The 22,289-nt window shown below is 70.5% G+C and carries 20 protein-coding genes; 9 read left to right on the top strand and 11 right to left on the bottom strand.

The features are described 5' to 3' along the window. Window positions 1–139 precede the first annotated feature (139 nt). Entirely contained in the window at window positions 140–2,017 is a 1,878-nt protein-coding gene (locus SLV14N_RS05135) for a WD40 repeat domain-containing protein (RefSeq protein WP_263268298.1), read from the bottom strand. Window positions 2,018–2,347: 330 nt separating this feature from the next. On the opposite strand from SLV14N_RS05135, the gene SLV14N_RS05130 reads away from it, so the two are divergent. After that, window positions 2,348–2,932 carry an NUDIX hydrolase gene (locus SLV14N_RS05130; protein ID WP_317633695.1) on the top strand — a complete coding sequence of 195 codons (585 nt, stop codon included), beginning with the start codon at window positions 2,348–2,350 and terminating at the stop codon, window positions 2,930–2,932. Here SLV14N_RS05130 and SLV14N_RS05125 read toward each other — a convergent pair. The 5 genes from SLV14N_RS05125 to SLV14N_RS38940 all read right to left on the bottom strand — a co-directional run bounded on the left by SLV14N_RS05125 (window position 2,826) and on the right by SLV14N_RS38940 (window position 7,649). Continuing rightward, window positions 2,826–3,623 (bottom strand): hypothetical protein, encoded by a 798-nt coding sequence (locus SLV14N_RS05125; protein WP_263268297.1) that lies wholly within the window; start codon window positions 3,621–3,623, stop codon window positions 2,826–2,828. The two genes, SLV14N_RS05130 and SLV14N_RS05125, sit on opposite strands and share 107 nt — an antisense overlap. A gap of 163 nt (window positions 3,624–3,786) precedes the next feature. Next, on the bottom strand, window positions 3,787–5,238 hold the full coding sequence (locus SLV14N_RS05120) for a hypothetical protein (RefSeq protein WP_263268296.1): 1,452 nt from the start codon (window positions 5,236–5,238) through the stop codon (window positions 3,787–3,789). 137 nt (window positions 5,239–5,375) lie between these two features. After that, window positions 5,376–6,626 (bottom strand): formamidase, encoded by a 1,251-nt coding sequence (gene fmdA / locus SLV14N_RS05115; protein ID WP_208679927.1) that lies wholly within the window; start codon window positions 6,624–6,626, stop codon window positions 5,376–5,378. 24 nt (window positions 6,627–6,650) lie between these two features. Next, window positions 6,651–7,289 carry an AmiS/UreI family transporter gene (locus tag SLV14N_RS05110; protein WP_208679926.1) on the bottom strand — a complete coding sequence of 213 codons (639 nt, stop codon included), beginning with the start codon at window positions 7,287–7,289 and terminating at the stop codon, window positions 6,651–6,653. A gap of 81 nt (window positions 7,290–7,370) precedes the next feature. Continuing rightward, window positions 7,371–7,649, bottom strand: coding sequence for an FmdB family zinc ribbon protein (locus SLV14N_RS38940; RefSeq protein WP_208687706.1), 279 nt, complete (start codon window positions 7,647–7,649; stop codon window positions 7,371–7,373). A gap of 356 nt (window positions 7,650–8,005) precedes the next feature. Here SLV14N_RS38940 and SLV14N_RS05105 point away from each other — a divergent pair, with 356 nt between their 5' ends. Then, window positions 8,006–9,166, top strand: coding sequence for an NAD-dependent formate dehydrogenase (locus SLV14N_RS05105; RefSeq protein ID WP_208679925.1), 1,161 nt, complete (start codon window positions 8,006–8,008; stop codon window positions 9,164–9,166). A gap of 306 nt (window positions 9,167–9,472) precedes the next feature. Then, entirely contained in the window at window positions 9,473–9,856 is a 384-nt protein-coding gene (locus tag SLV14N_RS05100; RefSeq protein ID WP_208687705.1) for a hypothetical protein, read from the top strand. A 92-nt stretch (window positions 9,857–9,948) separates the two neighbouring features. Here SLV14N_RS05100 and SLV14N_RS05095 read toward each other — a convergent pair whose 3' ends face one another. Genes SLV14N_RS05095 through SLV14N_RS05085 form a run of 3 tightly spaced genes read right to left on the bottom strand, consistent with a single transcriptional unit; the run spans window position 9,949 to window position 12,844 of the window. Next, a complete protein-coding gene (locus SLV14N_RS05095) occupies window positions 9,949–10,608 on the bottom strand; it encodes an LUD domain-containing protein (protein WP_208679924.1) in 660 nt (219 codons plus the stop codon). Then, window positions 10,605–12,095: a lactate utilization protein B gene (locus tag SLV14N_RS05090; protein ID WP_263268294.1), complete on the bottom strand. Its 1,491-nt coding sequence runs from the start codon at window positions 12,093–12,095 to the stop codon at window positions 10,605–10,607. Before SLV14N_RS05090 ends, SLV14N_RS05095 begins: the two co-directional genes overlap by 4 nt. Then, on the bottom strand, window positions 12,092–12,844 hold the full coding sequence (locus tag SLV14N_RS05085; protein ID WP_263268293.1) for a (Fe-S)-binding protein: 753 nt from the start codon (window positions 12,842–12,844) through the stop codon (window positions 12,092–12,094). Before SLV14N_RS05085 ends, SLV14N_RS05090 begins: the two co-directional genes overlap by 4 nt. 122 nt (window positions 12,845–12,966) lie before the next feature. Here SLV14N_RS05085 and SLV14N_RS05080 point away from each other — a divergent pair, with 122 nt between their 5' ends. From SLV14N_RS05080 to SLV14N_RS05055, 6 genes are all read left to right on the top strand, one after another. Then, the gene (locus SLV14N_RS05080; protein WP_263273023.1) at window positions 12,967–14,289 is read left to right on the top strand and encodes an MFS transporter; all 1,323 of its coding nucleotides are present in this window, start codon (window positions 12,967–12,969) and stop codon (window positions 14,287–14,289) included. 734 nt (window positions 14,290–15,023) lie between these two features. Next, entirely contained in the window at window positions 15,024–15,788 is a 765-nt protein-coding gene (locus tag SLV14N_RS05075) for an MHYT domain-containing protein (protein ID WP_263268291.1), read from the top strand. A 168-nt stretch (window positions 15,789–15,956) separates the two neighbouring features. Next, entirely contained in the window at window positions 15,957–18,419 is a 2,463-nt protein-coding gene (locus SLV14N_RS05070; protein ID WP_263268289.1) for an ATP-binding protein, read from the top strand. Continuing rightward, window positions 18,416–18,823 (top strand): roadblock/LC7 domain-containing protein, encoded by a 408-nt coding sequence (locus SLV14N_RS05065; RefSeq protein ID WP_208679919.1) that lies wholly within the window; start codon window positions 18,416–18,418, stop codon window positions 18,821–18,823. Before SLV14N_RS05070 ends, SLV14N_RS05065 begins: the two co-directional genes overlap by 4 nt. Window positions 18,824–18,833: 10 nt before the next feature. Further along, window positions 18,834–19,208 (top strand): DUF742 domain-containing protein, encoded by a 375-nt coding sequence (locus tag SLV14N_RS05060; RefSeq protein ID WP_263268288.1) that lies wholly within the window; start codon window positions 18,834–18,836, stop codon window positions 19,206–19,208. Beyond that, window positions 19,189–19,782 carry an ATP/GTP-binding protein gene (locus tag SLV14N_RS05055; protein WP_208679917.1) on the top strand — a complete coding sequence of 198 codons (594 nt, stop codon included), beginning with the start codon at window positions 19,189–19,191 and terminating at the stop codon, window positions 19,780–19,782. Before SLV14N_RS05060 ends, SLV14N_RS05055 begins: the two co-directional genes overlap by 20 nt. Here SLV14N_RS05055 and SLV14N_RS05050 read toward each other — a convergent pair. Both SLV14N_RS05050 and SLV14N_RS05045 read right to left on the bottom strand, forming a co-directional pair. Beyond that, entirely contained in the window at window positions 19,743–20,900 is a 1,158-nt protein-coding gene (locus SLV14N_RS05050) for an NAD(P)/FAD-dependent oxidoreductase (protein ID WP_263268286.1), read from the bottom strand. The two genes, SLV14N_RS05055 and SLV14N_RS05050, sit on opposite strands and share 40 nt — an antisense overlap. Window positions 20,901–21,082: 182 nt before the next feature. Further along, window positions 21,083–22,288, bottom strand: a complete 1,206-nt coding sequence (locus tag SLV14N_RS05045; protein ID WP_208679915.1) for an LLM class flavin-dependent oxidoreductase — start codon at window positions 22,286–22,288, stop codon at window positions 21,083–21,085. Window position 22,289 lies beyond the last annotated feature (1 nt).

The following is a 22,289-nucleotide window of genomic DNA, read 5'->3' as shown; positions in this document are numbered from 1 at the left end:
ACCTGATCAGCGCGAGCTGCGGAACTGGGGAGCCCCCTGTCCTGGTGACAGTGCACACCGGGACCACCGAGGCTCTCCAACGATCAACCGAGGCTCTCCAACGATCAGATGGGGCAACGAAACTGCCCGGACAACACACCTAGATCCTGTCCCAGTATTCACGCAGCCACTCGCCGTTCGGCGCGTCCCCGAGAGCGTAGCCCGCGCTCCGGGCGTCCGGTACGACAGCGAGCTCTCCCCAGCGCACCGGCCAGGCCAGACGCTCATCCACGGTCCAGGCGAGAACCTTGTCCAATGACTCCGCCCCCCGGCCGTCCGGAGCGATCACCACACCCTCCTCGAACAATGCGCACCATGCCGCGTCATCCGGCGCGAAGTGCCTCCTCGCGAAGAACCAGTAGTTGTTTCCCAACGGCTTCGGGCCCCGCGGTGTGTGGAGGAAGGTGAAGTCGCCGAGGATCTCGCCGGATCCGGCCCGCAGGAACCGCAGGGTGGTGGGGCTCATCGCGACCAGGACATCGTCGGCGCCCCACAGCAGCACACCGGTCTCGGACGGGACGTCCCAGGTGCGCAACCGCTGCGGCTCGTCCCCGTCCAGCGACCAGACCTCCACCCGCCCGTCGGCCGTGAGCCAGGCACCCGCGTCGCCGGACGGGGCCCAGGCCCAGGAGTCGGCGTAGACCATGCCCTCTTCCACCGGCGTGACATCGAGGCGGTAGCGGAACCGGTCCTCGTCATAGATGAGGACACCTGGCTGTGCCCCGGAGGCGTTGCCCTCGCCCACCAGGGCCGCCAGCCGCGGTACATCGCCCTGCATGCCCCATTGCAGCGCCGAAACGCCTTGGTGCCGGGTCCCCTTCCCGTTCGGCTTGCCGGTCACCGCGTCGAGGAAGCACAGCCCCTTGTCGTAGTGCGCCAGCAGCCGGTCATCCGGGCTCCAGGCGGCGAGCTCGCCGATTGCGGCCAGCCAGCTCACCTGCCCGGACGAGACGTCGATGACGAATGCCTCCGTGTGGCCCCTGCTCCCGCCCTGCGCCTGCAACCGGGTGCCGTCCCGTGACCAGCGGACCCAGCCGTCGGCCTGGAGCGTGACGTCGTCGTGCGCGTCCATCTCCTCGGTCCGCAGATCCTCCCGGAGCCTGCCGGCGAGCATGAACGGGTGCCCGGGTGTGGCGTCACGGGACGCCCAGTGCAACTCGCCGCTCTCCATGGGGACGATGCAGCCGCCCACCTCGCACGGGGTCCCGGAATTCACGAAGACCTGATTCCCGTCGGGCGCCAGCGCCCAGGGCACCGGCCGGGCCGAGCCGTCCGTGATCAGGCACCGGGCGAGGGTGACGGAACCGAGGAAGGGGCTGAACGGATCGAAGACACCGATGTGGTGGGTGTTGTAGGCGAGGCCGATGCGGCGGCTGTCGGCCGACCATTGGATGCTGCGCTCGTAGCCGGGCCGGCCGATGCCGCCCTCAATACCGATGGCATTGACACAGCGTCCGGTGACCATTTCCCAGATCTGCAAGGAGCCGCCGTAGTCGTCGCCGGTCAAGGTGCCGGTGGCCAGATAGCGGCCGCAGGGGCTGAGAGCGTAGTCGTTGATCTCCGCCTTGTGGCCGTACGGGTGGCGAAGGAGTGCGCCCTGACTCGCGCGGACCTCTCGCGTGGCGGCGCGGTGCTCCTCGGTGATGCCCTGCTCGCGCTCCAGCTTCAGCAGCCGGGCCCGCAGGGCCACCAGATCCGACACCGCCCTGGCCTGAGGCTCGTCGCGGTCGGGGGCGTCCTCATCGGCGAGCAGGGCCCGTAGCGCCTCGTCGTCGAATATCGGGATGCTGCGCCTTCGTGCCTCCTGGAGCTTCTTCCCGTCGTTGTAGTGGAGGCGGTCCACGAACGCCAGTTCCGTCCGGCCGGTCACCGAACCCGTCACCCGGGCACCCAGCTCCTCCAGCCGTCGCTGCGCCTCGTCCTGGCGCAAGCCCTCGAAGCGGCCGATGAGCACGATCGACTTCCCTCGTACATCCATGCTGCAGACCGTAGCCCCGGCCACTGACAACGGCCTTCCCGTGCCGATCAACCGCCATTGCGGTTCGGGAAGTTGATGTGCGGGGGAGCTGCTCCCCCGGAGGTGGCAGGTGATCTCCTCGACGTCGCGCGCCTCGGTCCGCGGGGCTTCTCGCCCCGAGGGATCCCGGTGACCCGGAGGGCGAAGACGCCGGCCCGCCGGTCCGTCGGGACCTCATGGGCCAGGTGGCCCGCCGGGTACTCCGGAACCGGTCCGCCGTTGATTCATCGCCGGTACGGTGGACGTCCGCCACGGGCCTGACGCCCGTCTCTTCGGATTGCGAGAAGTCCGATGCATCAGATTGCAGCCGACACTTATCTGGCCGCGGCGGTGGTGGTGCACCACGCCCGCGTGCTGATCGTGCGCCGTAGCTACCGCGAGCGATTTCTGCCCGGTGCCTGGGGGGTGCCCTGCGGGAAGCTCGATCGTGGGGAGTCCGCCGAGAGCGGCGCCCTGCGGGAGTTGAAGGAAGAGACCGGGCTCCTCGGCACGATCGTCGCGCACACCGGCTCGACCAGCTTCCTGAGCGACTACCAGGGCCGCCGCGTCCACAACCATCAGGAGAACTTCGTCGTCCGCCCGCTCACGCTGGATGTCGTACTGCCCAGCGCGGACCAGGCCTATCGCTGGGTCCGGCCCGCCGAGCTGACCGAGGCCGGGGTGGACGCCTACAACCTCACGGTGATCCGCCAGGCGCTCGGCGGCCGGCTGGACACCGCCGGGCTCCACGCCGTGACGGCCCGCTTCGGGCGCCCGGGACCGCCCCCTTTCAGTAGCCCAAAGACTCTGCCAGAGCGTCGAGTTCGGCAAGGTAAACGGCCGGCGGCAGCGGAGTCTTGGGCGGTGGATCCGCGCGCTCGGCGCGGGCGGCCCTGACTTCACCGACGACCCGGGCGGGGCCGATGGTCCGGCCCGGGTCATCGCCGCTGTGCAGGACGGAGCCGCTGTCCCTGACACGGCCGCGGCTCCTGACATAGACATCGGTCACCGACCGCTGCGGGGCGGTCTCCAGGAACAGCGTCACCGTCGGCTCCTCGCTCACCACCCGGTGCAGCGTGCGGGCGGCCAGGCCGTAGCTCCGCCCGGCGCCGTACCGCTCCGAGTGCAGCAGTCGCAGCCGTGCCTCGCCGACCCGCCGCAGGCGCCACGCCCCGCCGGGGCCGTCGATGGACTCCCGGTAGGCGATCGCGGGCACGCCGTCCGCGGCAGGCTGGTAGCACTCCATCCGTACGCTGCCGCGCACCACCGCCGAGGCGATCGCACAGCGGTGATTGTGGATGTCCTCGGAGACCGCGCCGGCCGTGCCGTGCCAGAAGTGGACCCGCAGCATGAACCGGGGCGCGCCGGGCAGCAGCAACAGCTTGTCGAAGCCCAGCACATGGCGGTACGAGAGCCGGATGCACTCCGCAAGCTCCAGATCACCGACGGATAATCGGCGCACCAGCGGACCGAGCGTGCCGGGGTGCGCCAGCTGGGCGATCACCTCGCGCGCCGACTCGGGCGACGGCGGTTCCGGCCCGCCGCCCAGCCATTCCACCAGCAGCCGCCGGGCCTCCTCGACCTGCATCTCCGACTCCCCTTCTCCGACCCCCTGGTCCCGCGCCCTGCCCCCCCGGCCCGCACTGTCCCTTACCCGGCACTGTCCCCCTGGCCCCACCACACCGGGCTTCTGAACCGCACCGGCCCGGGGACATCACCTCGCCGCCCCGCTCCTCGGAACCCGGCCCGCCTCACGGCCGGCAGACCATCAGGGCATACCGCCGCAGCACCGACAGGCCCTGATACGCCATCCACACCGGGTGGCCCATGGGACCGTCGTCCCACCGCCACACCCCGCCCTGCTGCATCCCGTGCACCCGCGCCACGGCAGCGGTCAGCTGCGCCTCCCACACCGGCAGCCCCACCTCCTCGGCCGCCACCTGCCGGGCACCGTCCGTCATCAGCGCACGGGCCACCCACGCTGCCGCGAAGTGCCGTACGGACAGCAGCTCCTGATGCAGGGGATCCTCCTGGACCGGGCGCCGTACCTCCTCCTGGCAGTTCTGGAGATCGGTGGCGCCGCCCCCGGGCGCCTCCGGTCCGGCCAGCAGCCAGCGCAGCCCTTCCTCGCGCACCGTGCGCTGCCGTTCGTCCTCGCCCAGCACCCGTGCGGCCCGGTCCAGCGCCACCACCGCCCGGGCGGTGTGCACCGCGGACGGCGCCGGATTGCCGTGGCCGGTGGCCAGCGCCGCGCCCCAGCAGCGATGGTGGCCGCGTGCCGGATCGGCCGTGGCGCCGTTGACCAGCACCTCGCGCAGTCCGCCCAGCGCGGTGGCCCCGGGCGCCGCCCGCAGCAGCCCGCGCAGCACATTCGTGACCACGTAGGTGTTCGCCAGCCCCGACGCGTCATGGCCCGGGTCCCACAGCACCTCGCAGGAGCGTATTTCGGCCTCCAGCAGCCGGGGATCGGCACCGGCCCGCGCCAGCGCACCCAGCACGATCGCGGATACCTCGGGGCGGGCCCCGCTGCCCTGGGAACGGGCGGCCCACCCGCCGCCGGGAAGCCGCAGCCGCCACAGCGTCTCGGCCACCTCACCGGCCCGTATACGGCCGTCGTACGGCGCGATGTCGAGCAGCAGATGCAGCCCGTACGCCGTGCCGAACGCCGTCGGATGCACCGGCGGCTCGCTCTCCGCGAGGGAGTGCGGCCAGCCGGTGAGCGGTCCACGGCCGGGCACCTCGATCACCGCGAGACCGCGCCGCAGCGCCTGGTAGGTGCCGTCCACCAGCTCGGGCAGCGACCCGGCGGGGGAGGGCACGGGGACGGGCGGGGGCACGGCGGAGGCGGCCGCGCCGCGCGCCCGCAGCAGGGCCGCCGCCAGCCACACCACGGCGCCGACGCCGACGCCGGCGGTCGCCGCCACGCAGTAGCGCGCCGCCTCACCCGCGAGATTCTGCGGAAGGATCCCCAACAGCGCCTGGAACACCGCGAATGCGGCGGCAGGAACGCCCAGCCGCCCCAGCCAGGGGAGCAGCCGGGACGGGGCAAGGGCCCGCGGGGCGTCGTCGGAGAGCGGACCGGGGTCCGGCACGGGCGCGCGGTCGGCCGCTCCGGAACGCTGTGGTCGTAAGTCCTGCCGCAGCACCATCTGCTGCTCCCTCCCCCCGGGCGCGCGCCCCCGCACGGCCTGTGCGAAGGGCATCCCGATCAGTGTAGGAATCCCCACTGACAGCGGGGTCGCACACCTGTCGCAGCCCTTCCCGGCCATCGCCCCGATCATCGCCCCAGCCGGGTAAGGCCCCGCAGTCCTCCGGGGCTGCGGGGCTCCCGGCGATCCGGTCAGGCGCTCGCCACCGCGCACTGGCCGCGGTCGGCCTTCATCGGGCCCGCAGTGGAGGGGCGGACGTCGAAGTCGAACATGGCGGTGGGTACGTACAGCGAGCAGCAGGCATTGGGAATGTCGACGATGCCGCTGATGCGTCCCTCTATGGGCGAGGAGCCGAGCAGCAGGTAGGCCTGCTCTCCGCTGTAGCCGAACTTCTTGAAGTACTCGACGGCGTTGAGGCAGGCACGGCGGTAGGCCAGCGTCGCGTCCAGGTAGTAGTTCGTGTCCGTGTCGTGGTCGACGGAGACCCCGATGAAGGTGAGGAACTCCGTGTACCGCGGCTCGACGTTGCCCGGAATGAAGACGGGGTTGGTGGTGATGCCGTACGTCTCCATGCCGCCCTTGATCAGTTCGACGTGGAAGTCGATGAAGCCGCCCATCTCGATGGCGCCGCAGAAGGTGATCTCACCGTCGCCCTGGCTGAAGTGCAGATCGCCTCCGGAGAGCTTGGCGTCCTTGACGTATACGGGGTAGAAGACCCGTGAACCGCGCGTGAAGTTCTTGATGTCGTGGTTGCCTCCGTTCTCGCGGGCCGGGACCGTACGCGCGCCTTCCGCGGCGATGCGGGTGGCGAGGTCTCCGGTGGCCGTGCCGGCGAGCGCATGGGAGCTGTCCGGCGGTACGGCGAGTGGCGGGACCCGGTTGGGGTCGGTGTCGATCAGCGCCTTCTCGCGGGTGTTCCAGCGGGCGAGCATCTCGGTGGACGGGGCTGTTCCGAACAGCCCGGGGTGGGTGATCCCGGTGAAGCGGATCCCGGGAAGGTGGCGGGAGACTGCCTGCTGGCCGTGGAAGTCCCAAATGGCCTTGTAGGCGTCCGGGAAGTAGTCCGTCAGGAAGCCTCCTCCGTTGGCCTTGGCGAAGATGCCGGTGTAGCCCCAACTCTGGCCCGCCGCGTCGCCGGTCTGCTGCGGCACGGGGCCGAGGTCGAGTATGTCGACGACGAGCAGGTCGCCGGGTTCGGCGCCCTCCACGCCTATCGGGCCGCTGAGCATGTGAGGGATGGTCAGGTCGATGTTGCGTACGTCGTTGGCGGAGTCGTTGTTGCCGATCTGGCAGTCGGTCCAGTCGCGGCACTCCATGCGGAATTCCGCTCCCGGCTTCACCATGGTGACGGCGGGGATGTCCGGGTGCCACCTGTTGTGCCCGGGGACGTCCTGGTCACGCATCGACTTGCTCTGGTCCACTGTGAAGACAATTTCGGGCATGACAGCTCCTCATTTCTGATGCGGTCACGTTGGTGCGCCCACGCTTTCGGCCTCCGGGGCCGCTGGGGGCTTCTGCCGCGACTTCCGGGTGAGCGGCCACAGCGCCACGAACACCACCACGCCGAAGGCCGCGAGTGCGAGGGCGGTCTCGGTGGGGTGCAACCAGTAGCCGGAGAGCAGCAGCGCTGCGGGAATCACACCGGTGACCCAGCCCTCGATCGCCGTGACATAGCCCGTATAGGTGGTGAGGCTGTCCAACTTGAGACCGAGCAGCAGGAAGAACAGGAACCACAGGAATGCCCAGTAGAGCCAGATGACGCCGAAGGGGGAGTCCTTCAGGAGATGGAAGTTGGCGAACGAGTATCCCAGGGCCGCGACTGCCACGAACAACGAGTAATAGCCGACGCCGGTGGTGTCGAGACCGGCGAGCAGTCCGATACCTACGTAGAGGTAGGTGAAGCCGAACAGATAAATGCCGGATACCGCCAGGATCTCGGTGGGGTCACCAGCGGCGGCGATGATGAGGTAGGTCGGTGTCAGCACCTGTAGTGCGCCTACGAAAAGGTTGAACACCGCTGCAGCCCGGCCATCGACCTTCCCGAGCAACAGCATTCCGTTGAGGAAGAGCACCGCACCGACAAAGAGCAGTCCCACGTTACCCACGGGGACGCACCTCCTCAGTCCGCGTGGGGGACGGAATCGGCGAATCCCGCCTGCGACGTTCTGCCTGGCCGACCACCGCCCTCAGGGGCGCGGCAACCGGGAGAGCGCGGGATGCGGGCGCCTTGGCACCTTCCTGCCCGGCGGCACCTCGGAGACCACTGCCGGGGCCTCACGGGCCTGCTCCTCCTGGTCGTGGAGGGCGGAGACCGCGTGCGAGGCAATCGAAAGGCCGGGCGCGGAGTACACGCGTCTCGCGGCACCTGCGCAGACAGGGCAGCCATATCTCTTGGGCGCCGTCCCGATCGCCAACTTCACGTCGAAAGACCCACAGCGGCTGCATAGATATTCATAGGTTGCCATCAGCAGCCTCCGGATGCCGGTGGACGCTGGTTCAACCCGAGTGCGGGTGCGGCGTGCCTCGATCAGCCTGCGCCGCAATCCACTTCGTCTCTTTCCAGGAGACGTCTCGTAGATCCACATGTCAAGTCCCTGACGGCTGGGGCCCGGCCTTTGCCGAACGCCCCGGTGACGCGCCGGATGATCACCGTGCTCCCGCTGCGCCGTATCTCTATCCGCCGGCACAGCTCGTCCCTTATCGACGGGCATTGCAGCGCCGAGGCCCACTCGACTAAAATTCAAGATCACCGGCGAACCGGCCGGTTCAAGATGAGCGGCCGGTTCACAGGAGCAATGGCCCCCACCGATGGAGGACGGCCATGGCAAAGATCCTTGCGGTGCTCTATCCGGACCCCGTGGGCGGCTATCCCCCCGATTACGCCCGCGACGAGATCCCCACCATCACCGGCTATCCGGGCGGTCAGACCGCGCCGACCCCGCAAGCCATCGATTTCACCCCGGGACAGCTGCTCGGCTGTGTCTCGGGAGAACTGGGCCTGCGCCGCTTCCTGGAGGAGCGGGGCCACACCTTCGTCGTCACGTCCGACAAGGAAGGGGCGGGCTCCGCACTGGACCGCGAGCTGCCCGACTCCGACGTGGTGATCTCGCAGCCCTTCTGGCCCGCCTATCTGACCCCCGAGCGCGTCGCGGCCGCCCCCCGGCTCAAACTCGCGATCACCGCCGGGATCGGGTCGGACCACGTCGACCTGCCGAGCGCCATCTCCCACGGCATGACGGTGGCGGAGGTGACCTTCAGCAACAGCATCAGCGTGTCCGAGCACGCCGTCATGCAGATCCTCACCCTGGTGCACAACTACCTGCCCGCCCATGACTGGGTGACCGCCCAGAAGGGCTGGAACATCGCCGACAGTGTGTCGCGCGCCTACGACATCGAAGGCATGGACGTCGGCGTCCTCGGCTCCGGCCGTATCGGGCAGGCGGTGCTGCGCCGCCTCAAGCCGTTCGGGGTCGCCCTGCACTACTGCGATGTGCACCGGCTGCCCAAGGGCATCGAGGAGGAGCTGGGGCTGACCTATCACCCCGACGTCCGCTCGCTGGCCTCCTCGATCGATGTGCTGTCGATCCACACTCCGCTGCATCCGCAGACGCAGAACCTCTTCGACGACGAGCTGATCGGCGCCATGAAGCGCGGTGCGTACATCGTCAACACCGCACGCGCGCTCATCGTGAACCGGGACGCCGTGGTGAGGGCCCTCAACAGCGGCCGGCTGGCCGGTTACGCCGGCGACGTCTGGTATCCGCAGCCGCCACCACCCGACCATCCCTGGCGCACCATGCCGTACGAGGCGATGACCCCCCATGTGTCCGGTTCGACGCTGTCGGCGCAGGCCCGCTACGCCGCCGGCGCCCGGGAGATCCTGGAGTGCTGGCTCGACGGGCGCCCCGTCCGCCAGGAGTACCTGATCGTCGACGGCGGCGGGCTCGCCGGGGCGGGAGCACGCTCGTACACGGTCGCCTGAGAGCAAAGGGCGGCCGCGGCACACGAGAAATCGCCGGAAGATATTCAGTGGCCTTTGAAAGATCCAGCGCTTTTGGAGGAATTCCAACAGAAAGATCCACCACCCTCCTGTGAGCGGACTCACGCCGAAATTCCTGGACGGGCGCGAGGTGAGACCCTTAGCGTCCGTAAATAGTTGGATTTTCCCTTATGTGAAGGCATCGGCGCCGCGCATACTGTTTCGCAAGAAAACCAAGGCCAACGCCGGGAAGGTGGATCAGTGAGCAGCACGGACGCCGTGTGGGTACGAGGCGTGAACGGCATTCAGATGCATCACGTGACCGACCTGCAGGATGCCGGCAGATTTCTGGGCAACGCAGCCATGGCGCTGCGGTCCGCACACGTACGGACCGGCTCCGACCGGTACTCCAGCATTGCCGCCGAGCTCAGGAGCCTGGTGGAGCGGGTGCGGGAGCTGGAGGACGAGGCCCGGTCGACCATGCACGACCTGCACTCCACCGACCCCGAGCGGTTCCTCCGCTGCCGGGACGGCCACGAGCCGTGGCCCGGTGAGATCCCCGCAGGCTTCATCCCGCGCCACACCTGCAAGGACGAGTGCCTCTACCACGACCGTGAGGTGCTTGAGGCCATCATGCAGTGCACCTGCGGCCGGCCGCCGTGCCAGGCGTGCGAGATCGGTGGAAAGCTCTGACGCGCGCGAGACCGAGCGCGTACTGAGGGAGCCCCCGCACGGGGGCTCCCTCGGCCTTTTCCTGCGTCCGCACACTGCCTACGGGACAGCTCTCAGCCCGCCGCCCCGGGTGCGGCCAGCAGAATCACCTCCAGCGTCCGCGGGCCGTGCACCCCCTCCACCCGGTCGAGTTCGATGTCGCTGGTGGCGGACGGGCCGGAGATCCAGGTCAGCGGGCGCTCCGGCGCCAGCCGCGGCAGCGCCTCCGGCACCGAGCCGACCACCTGGTCAGGGACCCGGACGACACAGAGGTGATGGTCGGGCACCAGCGTGATCCGACGCCGGCCCTGGTCGGGGCCGCCGTCCAGAACGAGGGTGCCGGTCTCCGCGATGGCCACCGCGCAGCCCGTCAGCACACTGTCCACGGCATCGAGTTCCCGGGGCGTGCTCGAAGCGCGGTCCTCGACGAGGGTGACGCCGGCACCGGCCGTCCACGAGGCATCCAGGCCCGGCGGCACCAGCACCGTCCGTGCCCCGCGCTCCGCCAGCAGGCGGCGGATCAGCGACGGCAGCTCCTCGGCGGTGCTGCGATGCACCAGCGCCCGGTAGTCCGCGAGATTCTCCGCGAGCAGGTCGACATCCTGCGCGGCGGTACGGGACCCGTGCACCCGGTGATAGTCGCGCGCCACCGGCGGACCGTCCGGCCCCTCACCGCGCGGCACATCCGCCAACGCCCGGCGCACCCGCGCCAACACCACGTCCCGGCTGCTCACTTGGCGCCTCCCTGCCGCTCGGACGAGGTACCGCGGGTGCGCTGCCACCAGTCGCGGAAGGACTCGGCCGGTACCGCGGGCAGTTCACGCGTCGCCGACCAGGCGCGCCCCGGCCCCGGCAGCCGCCGTGGATGCAGCCGCCGGGTGCGGGCCGCCAGCCGCGCCCCGGTACGCAGCGCGCCCGGGTGATCGAACGCCCAGGCCACCGCGCGCATCGCGGCCCGCTCCGCGGCATGCCCCTTGGCCGGCTGGAGGACGGTGCGCGCCCCGCGCCGGGTGACCGGCCCACCTTCGACGACCCGCTCGCGCAGATGCACCAGCACCTCGGGGATGTCGATGGCGACCGGGCACACCTCGTAGCAGGCCCCGCACAGTGACGACGCATACGGCAGCGAAGCCTCCAACGCGCCCTCGATACCGCGCAGTTGCGGGGTGAGGATGGCGCCGATCGGGCCGGGGTACGGCGAACCGTACGCATGCCCGCCGGCCCGCTCGTACACCGGGCAGACATTCAGACAGGCCGAGCAGCGGATACAGCGCAGCGCCTGTCGTCCGACGGTGTCGGCGAGGGTGTCGGTGCGCCCGTTGTCGAGCAGTACGAGATGGAAGGTCCGCGGCCCGTCGCCGTCCGTCGTGCCCGTCCAGGTGGAGGTGTACGGGTTCATCCGCTCCGCGGTGGAGGAGCGGGGCAGCAGCTGCAGAAAGACCTCCAGGTCCTGCCAGCGCGGCACCACCTTCTCGATGCCCACGACGGAGATCAGCGTCTCGGGAAGGGTCAGACACATCCGGCCGTTGCCCTCGGACTCCACGACGACCAGGGTGCCGGTCTCGGCGACCATGAAATTGGCGCCGGAGATCCCGACCTTCGCGGACAGGAACTTCTCCCGCAGATGCAGCCGCGCCGCCTCGGCCAGCTCGGCGGGGGAGTCGGACAGCCCCTCGGGTGCCGGCCGCCCCCAACTCCCCATCTCCCGGCGGAAGATGTCGCGGATCTCGGAACGGTTGCGGTGGATCGCGGGGACCAGGAGGTGCGAGGGCAGATCGTCGCCGAGCTGCACGATCAGCTCGGCAAGATCCGTCTCGTACGCGCGGATGCCGGCCTCGGCCAGCGCCTCGTTGAGTCCGATCTCCTGCGTCGCCATCGACTTGACCTTGACGACCTCGCGCTCACCGGTCTCCCGCACCAGCCGGGTGACGATCCGGTTGGCCTCGTCCGCGTCCACCGCCCAGTGGACCTGCCCGCCCGCGGCGACGACCGCGGCCTCCAGCTGCTCCAGATAGTGGTCGAGATGGCGCAGCGTACGGTCCTTCACCGCGGCGCCCGCGGCCCGTAGCTGCGCCCAGTCGTCCAGCTCGGCAACGGCCTTGGCCCGCTTGTCACGGATGGTGTGGGTGGCGTGGGTGAGGTTGGCGCGCAGCCGGGTGTCGCGGGTGGCGGCGGCCGCGGCCCGGGGGAAAGACGGCATGCCCAGGTAGGTGCCGCTCATCGCTCGCTCCCTTCCGTACTGGCCAGGATCTCGGCGATATGAACCGGGCGCACGACCGAACCCTGCCGGGCCAGCGTCCCGCCGATGTGCAGCAGACAGGAGTTGTCGATCGTGCAGACCGCCTCGGCGCCGGTGCCCAGGACATTGCGGACCTTGTCGGCGCCCATGGCCGCCGACACCGCCGCGTTCTTCACCGCGAACGTGCCGCCGAACCCGCAGCACTCCTCCGCGCCCGGCAGCTCCCGCAGCTCCAGCCCCTTGACCTGTTCCAGCAGCCGCCGCGGCCGGTCGCCCAGGCCCAGCAAACGCAGCCCGTGACAGGTGGGGTGATAGGTGACGGTATGCGGGTAATAGGCGCCGACATCCGTCACCTTCAGCACATCCACCAGGAACTCGGTCAGCTCGTACGTCTTGGGCACCGCGAGCGCCGCCGCGTCGGCGAGCTCCCGTCCGCGCCCCTCGGCCGCCGCCTTCGCCCCGATCCGCGGATAGTTGTCCCGCACCATCGCGGCGCAGGAACCGGACGGGGTGACCACATACTCGTAGTCCCGGAATACGCGGTCGAAGCGGCGCACCAACGGCTCGGTCGCATGGCGGTATCCGGTGTTGAACTGCGGCTGGCCACAACAGCTCTGCCCGTCGGGGAAGCCGACCTCCACCCCCAGCCGCTCCAGCAGCGCCACCACCGCCTGCCCCGTCCGCGGATGGAGCAGATCGTTGATGCAGGTGACGAACAGTGCTACGCGCACGTTGCCATCTCCTTTCGGCCGCTCCGGCCTCTGGCGGCCATCCGCTTCCGCGGTACATGATCACCTGTCGGCTCATCCTGCCCCAGCAGCAGGCCGAGGAGAAGGACCGGGAGCGGAGGACCATGTCGAACGCCGGACACATAGCCAAGGACCGGGCGCCCGGCGGCGCCCGCCCGCCGTCACGACTGCGGCAGCTGGCCGCCGCCTCGATCGGCAACGCCGTCGAGTGGTACGACTGGTACGCCTACTCCTTCCTCGCGGTCTACTTCGCGGGGCAGGTCTTCCCGGAGGGCGCCGGCAACTCCCTGGTACCGCTGCTCTCGACCTTCGCGGTCTTCGCGGTCGGCTTCTTCATGCGGCCGGTCGGCGGACTGCTGATGGGTGCCATCGCCGACCGCCGCGGACGACGGACCGCACTGACCCTCACCATCCTGCTGATGGGCGGCGGCAGCCTGCTGGTCGCGCTCACCCCCACCTATGCGACCACCGGAGTGCTGGCCCCGCTCGTGCTGGTCATCGCCAGGCTGGTGCAGGGCCTGTCGGTGGGCGGTGAGTTCGCGGCCTCCACGACCTTCCTCGTCGAATCGGCGGGGCCCGGCCGGCGCGGGCTGTTCTCCAGCTTCCAGTACGTGTCCACCACCGCCGGCCAGCTGCTGGCGTCCGGGACCGCGGCCCTGCTCGCGGCGCTGCTCACCGAGCAGCAGATGGGGCAGTGGGGCTGGCGGGTGGCGTTCCTCTTCGGTGCGCTGCTGAGCCTGCTGGGACTGTGGATCCGGCGCGGCGCCCAGGAGACCCTCCACTCCGCGGAGAACCCCGACACCAAGCAGCAGGCGGCCGACCGCCCCAGCCTCTTCGAGGCGCTGCGCCGCCACCCCCGCCAGTCGCTGCTCATCTGCGGCATCACCGCGGGCGGCACCATCGCCTACTACACCTGGACGACCTACCTGCCCACCTACGCGCAGGTCAACGCGGGTTTCGACAAGGGTGATTCGCTCACTGTCGGAACCCTCTCGCTCGTCTTCTTCGCCCTGCTCCAACCGCTCGGCGGCATGCTCTCGGACCGCATCGGCCGCAAACCGCTGCTGCTCGGTTTCTCCCTGGGCTTCGCCGTCCTGGCCGTTCCGCTGCTGCACCTGGTCACCGACGCGTTCATCTCGCTCCTGCTGGTGCAGTGCGCGGGCATGGTGCTGCTCACCGGATACACCTCGGTCGCCGCGGCCGTGAACGCCGAGGTGTTCCCCGCGCGGGTGCGGGCCGCCGGTATCGGCTTCCCGTACTCGCTCACCGTCGCCCTCTTCGGCGGCACCGCCCCGTACGTCGGCACCTGGTTCAAGCAGGCCGGCCACGCCGATCTCTTCCCCTGGTACGTGGCCGCGCTGTGCCTGGTGTCGTTCTTCGTCTATCTGACGCTGCCGGAGACGGCCCGGCAGAAGCTGGACAAGTAGGGCCTGTCTTGCGGATCAGCCCGGCCCGCGGCTGACCCCGAAGACAGGCCCTGGCCCGGCGGACACGAAGGCGCCGCCCGTCCCGGGACAGGGACGGGCGGCGCCTTGGGGATGTGGTCTGTCAGACGAGCCAACCCACGAAGTGCAGGATGTTGGCCAGCAGATGGGTGAGGATGTCCATGGGGATTCGTCTCCTTGAAGTCGGGGGACTCAACTCTCCGGTCCAGCAAGGGATATCGACCGGAGGCGCGGTAACGGTCTGCAGCACGTCGCTTGCGCCCCGTCATCATGGCTCGTCGCTACGAGTCAATTGAAGGCCTTCCCTCTTCGATCATGCTTACCGGCGAACACTCGCTCCCGCGTTCGTTTGTTCGCATCGTGTGGAGTCTCTGCGATGTCCCCTATGGCACCCCTGCCGCCCTTTGGGAGGGCATGGTGGAGCTTGTGCGGGCATGGTGGCCGCGCCGCGCGTGACCTTTCTCATTTTCGATCTCATTGCTGAAATGCAGCCGGGCGGTATTCGCCTGGAATTGACGTGCAATCAGAAGTGCCGGGCGCCCGGGTAATGGCGGACATATGCCCGAAAGTGAGATCACCGAACTCGCCGGTAGTGAAACGGTGCGTCAAGAACTCCACATTCCCGCCGGAATCTCTCGGTGCCGGTGTCCGAGTTTCACAAGACGATCACGTGTTAGCGTCCGTCGCCGCGAACCGAAAACGCGAAAGGAAACTCCGTGGGCCACCTGCACCACTTCAGCGCGGGCTGGATATCTCCGGTTCTCGCCTATGCCATGGCATGCGTGGGATCCGCTCTCGGCCTGCGCTGCACCGTAAGGGCGCGAGCGGCCGAGGGGCGCTCACGCCGAAATTGGCTGCTGACCGCCTCCGTCGCCATCGGCTCCGGCATCTGGACCATGCACTTCATCGCCATGCTCGGCTTCGGGGTCACCGGCAGCCCGGTCCACTACGACGTCCCGCTGACCGTGTTCAGCCTGCTGATTGCCATGGTGGTCGTCGGCGCCGGCGTCTTCACCGTGGGCTACGGCGCCCCCGGACTGCGCTCGCTGCTGCTCGGCGGTCTGGGCACCGGCGTCGGCGTGGCGGCCATGCACTACCTGGGCATGGCGGCCATGCGGCTGCACGGGCACGTCGACTTCGACCCGGCCCTGGTCGCGCTCTCGGTCGTCATCGCCGCCGGCGCCGCCACCGCCGCCCTGTGGGCCGCGCTCAGCGTGCGGGGCACCGTCGGTGCGGTCGTGGCCTCCCTCGTCATGGGGCTCGCCGTCAGCAGCATGCATTACACCGGAATGGCGGCTGTGCGCATCGAATTGACGCCCAGCCGAGAGCCGTTGACGGGTGTCACCGCAATGGAATTCATCTTTCCGCTGACCGTCGCACTCGGTTCATTTCTCTTCCTCACAGCGGCCTTTGTCGCTCTGTCCCCGACCGCCCGCGAACGTGCCGCAGCCGACTCCGTCGATTCGCTGCACGAGCACTGAACTCCCCATCTCGCCCGACCTGTTGAGGAATTCATGCACAGACGACAGACCCCGGACCATTCCGGGCCCACAGGGGAGGCCCAGCCGCCCGGGAGCGGCCGCCCCAGACATGCGCTGCCCGCAGTTGCCAAGTCCCCGAAATTCACCGCGGATTACCGTATTCGCCTGATGCCCCGATCGGTGCGCGCGAAGATCGTCGCGCTGCTCATGGTCCCCGTGGTGTCCCTGATCGCCCTCTGGGCGTCCGCCACCGTCACCACCGCGCGGAACGTCTCCGATCTCCAGCGGCTCAAGGACGTCAACGCCACCCTCGTCGCCCCGGTCGGGGACTTCGTCTCCGCCGTACAGGAAGAACGCAGCGCCGCGGCACGCGCCCTCGCCTCCCCCGATCCCGGACGACAGCAGACGCTGCGTGAACGGCAGCGGGCCACCGACTCCGCCGCGGTCGCCCTCCGGGACGGCATCGCCTCCGGCAGCGCCGACGCGGCGACCGTCGACCCCCAGCTGCCCGGCCGTATCGACCGGCTGCTGCACGACGCCGACGGGCTGGCCGCGCTGCGCGGACGCGTCGACGGGGACAAGCCCGACCGGGACCGTCTGGTCGCCGGCTACACCGGCGTCGTCGAGGACGGTCTCGCCACCGTCGGTGCGCTGACCGGCCTGGAGAAGACGGCGGTCTCCTCGGAGGTGCGCGTCGTCCTGGAACTCTCCCGGGCCCGCGAGGCGCTCGCCCGTGAGGACGCGGTCCTCGGCGCGGCCCAGCTCTCCGGCCGGATGTCACCGGGGCAGTTCGACGCGTTCACCGGCGCGGTGCACACCCAGCGCGCACTGTTCACCGCCGCGGTCGACGATCTGCGCCCCCAGGACGCCGCGGCCTACCACCGGATCCTGGACGGCGCTGCCTACCGCGAACTGCGCGCCGCCGAGAACGCCGTACGGGACGCCGGCGCGGGCACCCCGGCGGCCACCGCCGTCTCCGCCGTGCACTGGACCGATGTCAGCGACACCGTCCTGCACGACCTGCACAGCGCCCAGCGGGCCGCGAGCACCGGGGCGGCTCATGACGCCGACCCGCTGTCCGCCGGCACCCTCGGCGGACCCGGGATCGCCGTCGTCCTGGGCCTGGCCGGCGTCCTGCTCTCGCTCCTCATCTCGGTCAAGATCGGCCGTCGGCTGGTCGTCGAGCTGGAGGAGCTGCGCAACTCCGCGCTCCGGGTCGCCCGCCGGGATCTGCCCGCCGCCATGCGTCTGCTGCATGCGGGCAAGAAGGTGGACATCGATGCCGTCGCCCCGCTCGGCGCGCGCGGCACCGGCCGCGACGAGGTGGGGCAGGTCGGCGAGGCCCTGGTGGCGGTGCACCGGGCCGCGCTCCAGGCGGCGGCCGGCCGCGCCGAGGCCCTCAGCGGTATCTCCGGTGTCTATGTGAGCCTCGCGCGGCGCAGCCAGCTGCTGCTGCACCGCCAGCTCGCCCTGCTGGACACCATGGAACGCCGTACCGAGGATCCGGTGGAACTGGAGGACCTCTTCCGGCTCGACCACCTCACCACCCGGATGCGGCGGCACGCCGAGAGCCTGATCATCCTCTCCGGCGCCGCGCCCGGACGGGGCTGGCGCCATCCCGTACCGCTGCTGGACGTGGTCCGCGCGGCCGTTGCCGAGGTGGAGGACTTCCCGCGGGTCGAGGTGCAGGCCGTCGTCGACACCCGGCTGACCGGCGGAGCGGTCGCCGACCTCACCCATCTGCTGGCCGAACTCGTCGAGAACGCGGTGATGTTCTCGCCGCCGCAGACCAAGGTGCAGGTGCGTGCCGAACGGGTCGGTGCCGGTATCGCCGTGGAGATCCACGACCGCGGCCTCGGTATGAACAAGGAGGCGCTCGACGAGGCCAACCGCCGTATTCAGGACGCCGAAGAGGTCGACCTGCTGGACACCGAACAGCTCGGTCTCTTCGTCGTCAACCGGCTCGCCCACCGCAGGCACGTCAAGGTGGCCCTCCAGCCCTCACCGTACGGCGGCATCACGGCCGTGGTGCTGGTGCCCGATGCCCTGCTCGCCGCGGGAGCGGACGAGGAGGAGCCGACGGACGCGCGGAGCCCGGAGCGGTCCGAGGAGAGTGCCTCGCTCTTCCACCGGCGGCGGCCGGCCGCACACCGGGTCCCGCCGGCCGTGGTGCCACGCCGCAACGCGCTCCCGCCCGCAGCGGCCGACTCAGCGGCGGATCGTCCCGCGGACGCGCACGGCACACCCGCCGCCTCCGTCCCCGCACCGCCGTCCGACGCCGCGGCAGACACGGGCACCGCGGCAGACAAGGGCACCGCGGCAGACACGGACACCGTGCTGCCACGCCGGGTGCGCCAGGCCAGCCTGGTGCCCGAGCTGCGGACGAGTCCGAACCAGCAGCCCGAGTGGGTGCCGCGGAGCGAGGGCACGCCCGCACCGCGCCGGTCCCCGGAACAGGCCCGCGCCACCATGGCATCGCTGCGCGCCGGCTGGGCGCGCGGTCGCGGGGTCACACCTCCGCAGCACCCGCAGCCGACGCCACGGGAGCCGCAGGAGCACCCGCACCCGCAGGGCCCGCGGCACCCGGACGGGACGAACGACAACGCATCACGAGGAGAAGAAACACCATGACCGGCGACCAGCAGCTGTCCGGCGAACTCAACTGGCTCCTCGACGACCTGGTCTCCCGTGTGCTGGAGATCCGCTCCGCCGTGGTGCTCTCCGGTGACGGCCTGGCCGTCGGTACGTCCAGCGGACTGACCCGTGACGACAGCGAGCGCTTCGCGGCGATCGCCTCCGGCTTCCACAGCCTCGCCAAGGGAGCGGGCCGGCACTTCGCGGCCGGCCAGGTCATCCAGACCATGGTCGAGCTGGAGGGCGGCTTCCTCTTCGTGGTGGCGGCCGGCGACGGCTCGTGTCTGTCGGTGTTCGGCGGTGCCGAGGCCGATATCGGCCTGGTCGCCTACGAGATGGCCCGGCTCGTCAAGCGGGTCGGCGCACACCTCGGTACCCCCGCGCGCGCAGGATCGGAGTGACCGGCCTGCCATGACCGACTCCACCCCGCGCTGGTACGACGACGAAGCGGGGCCGATGGTCCGGCTCTATGCGATGACCGCCGGGCGGGCCCGGCCGAGCAGTGCGGCCTTCGATCTGATGGCCGTGGTGCAGGCCGAACCCCGCCCGGACGAGGCCCCCACGCTGTCGCCCGAGCAGCACACGATTTTCACGCTGTGCGGCGAACGCCCGCGACCGGTCGCCGAGGTCGCCTCCGACTCCGGGCTGCCCCTGGGCGTGGTCCGGGTGCTGTTGAGCGATCTCCTGGCCGAGGGACTGATCCGCGTCAACCGCCCGGTGCCGCCCGCCCAGTTGCCCGACGCGCACATACTCAGGGAAGTGATCGATGGACTCCGCGCGCTCTGACTCCTTCATGGCCCTCAAGATCCTGGTGGCCGGAGGGTTCGGCGTGGGCAAGACGACCCTCGTCGGTTCCGTCAGCGAGATCCGCCCGCTCAACACGGAGGAACGGCTGACCGAGGCCGGCCGCCCCGTCGACCGGCTCGACGGGGTCCAGCAGAAGACCACGACGACCGTGGCCATGGACTTCGGACGGATCACCATCCACGACGACCTGGCGCTGTATCTGTTCGGCACGCCGGGACAGGACCGGTTCTGGTTCCTGTGGGACGAGCTGGCGCAGGGCGCGCTCGGCGCGGTGGTGCTCGCGGACACCCGGCGGCTCGCCGACAGCTTCGCGGCCATCGACTACTTCGAGCACCGCAGCATCCCGTTCGTCGTCGCCGTCAACTGCTTCGACGGCGTCCGTGCCCACCGGGCGCAGGAGGTGGCCCGGGCCCTGGACCTCGATCCGGAGACCCCGGTGCTGCTGTGCGACGCCCGCGAACGCGCGTCCTGCAAGGAGGTGCTGATCGGTCTGGTGGAGCACGCCGCCTCGGCCTACGAGGCGAGGCTGCCCACCAACTCCCTTTCCTCGTAGGCAGGTTGAGTTCCCTCCGTCAGCATTCTGCGGATGCTGACGGCCGCGGCACGGCCGGCGCGGTTGGCGCCGATGGTGCTCGCCGACGGTCCGTAACCGACGAGGTGCACCCGCGCGTCACGGAGCGTGCGGGTGCCCTCCATCCGGATTCCGCCACCCGGCTCGCGCAGCCGGAGCGGGGCGAGATGGTCGAGGGCGGGGCGGAAGCCCGTCGCATAGAGGATCACGTCCGCCTCGACCGTGCGCCCGTCGCCCCAGACCGCCCCGGTGGGCGTCAGGCGCTCGAAGAGCGGCAGCCGCTCCAGCACGCCGCTCTCCCGGCCCCGCCGGATCGCCTCGGTCATCGGCAGTCCGGTCACGCTCACCACGCTCCGGGGCGGCAGCCCCTGCCGGACCCGCTCCTCCACCAGCGCGACCGCGGCCCGGCCCTGCTTCTCGCCGAACGGTCCCTCGCGGAACACCGGCGGCCGTCGGGTCACCCAGGTCGTGGCGGCCGCGACCGGCGCGATCTCCAGCAGCTGCTGTACGGCCGACGTCCCGCCGCCCACCACCACGACCCGCGCCGCACGGAACGCCTCCGGGCCCCGGTACTGCGCACTGTGCAGCTGACGGCCGCCGAAGACCTCCTGCCCGGGGATCCGCGGCCAGAACGGCCGGTCCCAGGTCCCGGTCGCATTGATCAGCGCCCGCGCCGCATGGTCCCCCTCCGACGTCTCGACCAGCAGCCGCCCTCCCTCAGGGGCCCCGCCAGCCTCCGTCCGGACGGGAACCCCGCCGCCCTCGCGCACCGCTGTCACGCTCGCCGGCCGGTGCACCCGCAGCCCGAAGGTCCGCTCGTAGTCGTCGAAGTACGCGCCGATCACCTCGGACGACGGGTGCCGCTGATCGGCGCCGGTCAGCTCCATGCCCGGCAGCGCATGCATCCCGTGCACCTTGTCGTACGTCAGCGTGGGCCACCGGAACTGCCAGGCGCCACCCGGGCGCGGCGAGTGATCGAGCACCACGAAGTCCCGGTCGGGCTCATAGCCGACCCGCCGCAGATGAAAGGCGGCCGCCAGGCCGGCCTGCCCGGCTCCGACCACCACGACCTCGACCTCACGCACCCCGGTGTAGTTCATGTTTCTACTAACCGGGGGAGGGGGCCAGGTCTTCCCGCTGGGCGCACCTGTCCTTCCGGGGCTCCGGCCCGTCCGCTCCGTACACGAGGGCGCTCCACACCATTCCCGAGAGCGCCGTGGCCGGGCCGACGAGGAGCGGTTGCCGCTTCCCCTCGGCCCGGCCGCGGTGACCCCTCCGACGCTCAGCGACCGCCGGCGATCAGCAGCGGTGCACCACCCGGCGCGGACGCCGGCCGGCCATTGGCCGCCGGTACGCCGTCCAGCGGAGCGGGGCCCGCATCCAGCAGCCCCCGGGCGGCCAGCTCCGGCCGGACGCCCTCGCCGAACCAGTACGCCTCCTCCAGGTGCGGATAGCCGGAGAGCACGAAGTGCTCGATGCCCAGGGAGTGGTACTCCTCGATCCGGTCCGCCACCTCGGCATGGCTGCCGACCAGCGCGGTCCCGGCGCCACCGCGCACCAGGCCGACCCCCGCCCACAGGTTGGGCGAGATCTCCAGCTTGTCGCGGGAGCCGCCGTGCAGCGCCAGCATCCGCTGCTGCCCCACCGACTCGCTCTTGCCCAGCGCCTGCTGCGCGGCCGCCACCGTCTCCGGGTCGAGGTCGTCCAGCAGCCGGCCGGCGGTCGCCCAGGCCTCCTTCGACGAGTCCCGCGAGATCGTGTGCAACCGGATGCCGAACCGGACCGTGCGCCCCTCCTTCTCCGCCAGCCCGCGAATCCAGTCGGTCTTCCGCTTGACCTCCTCGGGCGGCTCGCCCCAGGTGAGGTACACATCCACATTCCGGGCGGCGACCGGCCCCGCGGCCGCGGACGAGCCGCCGAAGAAGATCTGCGGCAGCGGGTCCGGCGGCAGCGCGGTCAGACCGCCCTCGACCTGGTAGTGCTCGCCCTGGAAGTCGAACGGCCGGCCACCCCACACGCCCCGTACGATCTGCAGGAACTCATCGGTACGGGCATACCGCCGGTCATGGCCGAGATGATCGCCGAACCGCTTCTGCTCGGTCGAGTCGCCGCCGGTCACCACATTCAGCAGCAGCCGCCCGCGTGAGATCCGCTGATAGGTCGCGGCCATCTGTGCCGCCAGCACCGGCGAGATCACCCCCGGCCGGAACGCGACCAGGAACTTCAGCCGCTCGGTGACCTGGGTGAGCGCCACCGTCGTCAGCCAGGCGTCCTCGCACCACGTACCGGTCGGGGTGAGCACCGCCTCGAACCCCAACTGCTCGGCAGCCTTGGCGATTTGGGCCAGATACTCGATATCCGGGGCCCGTACCCCGCTCACCGGGGTGATGCGGTCACGCCGGATCCCGCCGTCGGTGTAGGCATGCCGGTCGACGAGGGTCCGCCCGTCGCCGCCGGTGGGCAGAAACCAATGCAGGTGTACGGACATC

This window comes from Streptomyces sp. Je 1-4 4N24 (assembly GCF_026239515.1).
GTDB lineage: Bacteria > Actinomycetota > Actinomycetes > Streptomycetales > Streptomycetaceae > Streptomyces > Streptomyces nigrescens.
The sequence above is the reverse complement of the archived record's forward strand: the minus strand, read 5'-3'. Positions and strand labels throughout refer to the sequence as shown.